Source organism: Komagataeibacter sp. FXV3, from assembly GCF_015155755.1.
Lineage (GTDB): Bacteria > Pseudomonadota > Alphaproteobacteria > Acetobacterales > Acetobacteraceae > Komagataeibacter.
The window spans coordinates 2,501-5,541 of record NZ_VWPI01000176.1; the positions used below are offsets into that span (position 1 = coordinate 2,501).

Genomic DNA, 3,041 nt, shown 5'->3' on the forward strand with positions numbered 1-3,041 from the left:
GTGGATGCCTTGGCACCAGGAGGCGATGAAAGACGTGGCACGCTGCGAAAAGCCATGGGGAGCCGCGAGCAGGCTTTGATCCGTGGATATCTGAATGGGGCAACCCACCCAGCGATGGGTATCATGTTCTGAATACATAGGGACATGAGGCGAACCCGGGGAACTGAAACATCTAAGTACCCGGAGGAAAAGACATCAATTGAGATTCTGCTAGTAGTGGCGAGCGAACGCGGAACAGGCCAGTGGTCATTTTTGAAGAAGCAGAACGGAATGGAAAGTCCGGCCATAGCGGGTGATAGCCCCGTATGCGTAGTGTCAGGAATGATCCTTGAGTAGGGCGGGACACGTGAAATCCTGTCTGAACATGGGGGGACCACCCTCCAAGCCTAAATACTCCCTGGTGACCGATAGTGAACAAGTACCGTGAGGGAAAGGTGAAAAGCACCCCGACGAGGGGAGTGAAAAAGACCTGAAACCGAATGCCTACAAGCAGTCGGAGCCTCTTATGGGGTGACGGCGTACCTTTTGTATAATGGGTCAGCGAGTTTCTGTTTGCAGCAAGCTTAAGCCGTTAGGTGTAGGCGCAGCGAAAGCGAGTCTGAACAGGGCGACGAGTTGCTGGCAGAAGACCCGAAACCGAGTGATCTAGCCATGGCCAGGCTGAAGGTGCGGTAACACGCACTGGAGGGCCGAACCCACGCCTGTTGAAAAAGTCGGGGATGAGCTGTGGCTAGGGGTGAAAGGCCAATCAAACTCGGAAATAGCTGGTTCTCCGCGAAATCTATTGAGGTAGACCGTCGAGTATTACCCCGGGGGGTAGAGCACTGGATGGGCTAGGGGGGCCCAAAGCCTTACCAAACCTAACCAAACTCCGAATACCCGGAAGTATGAGCTCGGCAGACAGACAGTGGGTGCTAAGGTCCATTGTCGAGAGGGAAACAGCCCAGACCACCAGCTAAGGCCCCCAAATCGTGGCTAAGTGGGAAAGGATGTGGGGATTCCAAAACAACCAGGAGGTTGGCTTAGAAGCAGCCATCCTTTAAAGAAAGCGTAATAGCTCACTGGTCTAATAGAAACCCTGCGCCGAAAATGTAACGGGGCTCAAGCCACGTGCCGAAGCTGTGGGTGCATTCTTTGAATGCGCGGTAGCGGAGCGTTCCGTAGGTCTGTGAAGGAGACGGGGTGACCCTCTCTGGAGATATCGGAAGTGCGAATGCTGACATGAGTAGCGACAAACAGTGCGAGAAACACTGTCGCCGAAAGTCCAAGGGTTCCTGCGCAAGGTTAATCCGCGCAGGGTGAGCCGGCCCCTAAGGCGAGGGCGAAAGCCGTAGTCGATGGAAACCGGGCAAATATTCCCGGGCCTGCCAGAAGTGACGAATACAATATGTTGTCGGGTCTTATCGGATTGATCCGGCTTTTGGAGTATTCCAGGAAATAGCTCTGGCATATAGACCGTACCCGAAACCGACACAGGTGGACTGGTAGAGAATACCAAGGCGCTTGAGAGAACGATGCTGAAGGAACTAGGCAAATTACTTGCGTAACTTCGGGATAAGCAAGACCCGTCAGTGGGCAACCATTGGCGGGTGGCACAGACCAGGGGGTAGCGACTGTTTAGTAAAAACACAGGGCTGTGCGAAGTCGAGAGACGACGTATACGGCCTGACGCCTGCCCGGTGCCGGAAGGTTAAGAGGAGGTGTGCAAGCACCGAATTGAAGCCCCGGTAAACGGCGGCCGTAACTATAACGGTCCTAAGGTAGCGAAATTCCTTGTCGGGTAAGTTCCGACCTGCACGAATGGCGTAACGACTTCCCCGCTGTCTCCAGCATCGGCTCAGCGAAATTGAATTCCCCGTGAAGATGCGGGGTACCCGCGGTCAGACGGAAAGACCCTATGAACCTTTACTGCAGCTTTGCAGTGGCATCAGAGACATTCTGTGTAGGATAGGTGGGAGGCTTTGAAACCGGGGCGCCAGTTCCGGTGGAGCCATCCTTGAAATACCACCCTGACTGTTTCTGATGTCTAACCGAGGCCTGTTAGCCAGGTCCGGGACCCTGCATGGTGGGCAGTTTGACTGGGGCGGTCGCCTCCCAAAGTGTAACGGAGGCGCGCGATGGTGGGCTCAGGCCGGTCGGAAACCGGCTGTCGAGTGCAATGGCATAAGCCCGCCTGACTGTGAGAGTGACAGCTCGATCAGAGACGAAAGTCGGCCATAGTGATCCGGTGGTCCCGCGTGGAAGGGCCATCGCTCAACGGATAAAAGGTACTCTAGGGATAACAGGCTGATCTCCCCCAAGAGTCCACATCGACGGGGAGGTTTGGCACCTCGATGTCGGCTCATCACATCCTGGGGCTGGAGCAGGTCCCAAGGGTTCGGCTGTTCGCCGATTAAAGTGGTACGTGAGCTGGGTTTAGAACGTCGTGAGACAGTTCGGTCCCTATCTGCCGTGGGTGTTGGAGACTTGAGAGGATTTGTCCCTAGTACGAGAGGACCGGGATGAACATACCTCTGGTGCACCGGTTGTCGCGCCAGCGGCACAGCCGGGTAGCTAAGTGTGGACGGGATAACCGCTGAAAGCATCTAAGCGGGAAACCCACCTCAAAACAAGGTCTCCCCGAGGGCCGTGATAGACCATCACGTCAATAGGCCAGGTGTGGAAGCGCAGTAATGCGTGCAGCTAACTGGTCCTAATCGCCCAATAGGCTCATTCCAAAGCCACAACAGTGGCAACACACATGCACAGCAGTCATCCACTCTTCAACACATCAAAGCACCAACCCATCACATCCTCTCAGCCCCTTACCAAAGGGATGACTGGATGACCTGGTGGCCATGGCGGGGAATGATCCACCCGATCCCATCCCGAACTCGGCCGTGAAACACCCCAGCGCCCATGATACTGTGCCTCAAGGCACGGGAAAGTCGGTCGCCGCCAGGTCTTCCAGTCACCCCTCACCACCGCGGGGTGGAGCAGCCCGGTAGCTCGTCAGGCTCATAACCTGAAGGCCGCAGGTTCAAATCCTGCCCCCGCAACCA

Annotated in this window: 1 tRNA gene and 2 rRNA genes (1 of these 3 cut by a window edge); all 3 read left to right on the forward strand. The window is 55.8% G+C overall.

The annotated features are described in order from the left end of the window. Nucleotides 1–2,717: ribosomal RNA gene (locus F1542_RS16640) — 23S ribosomal RNA — on the forward strand (it extends 24 nt beyond the left edge of the window). Between the two features lie 110 nt (nt 2,718–2,827). After that, a 5S ribosomal RNA gene (gene rrf, locus F1542_RS16645) occupies nt 2,828–2,943 on the forward strand. A 21-nt stretch (nt 2,944–2,964) separates the two neighbouring features. Then, a tRNA-Met gene (locus tag F1542_RS16650) sits at nt 2,965–3,041 on the forward strand.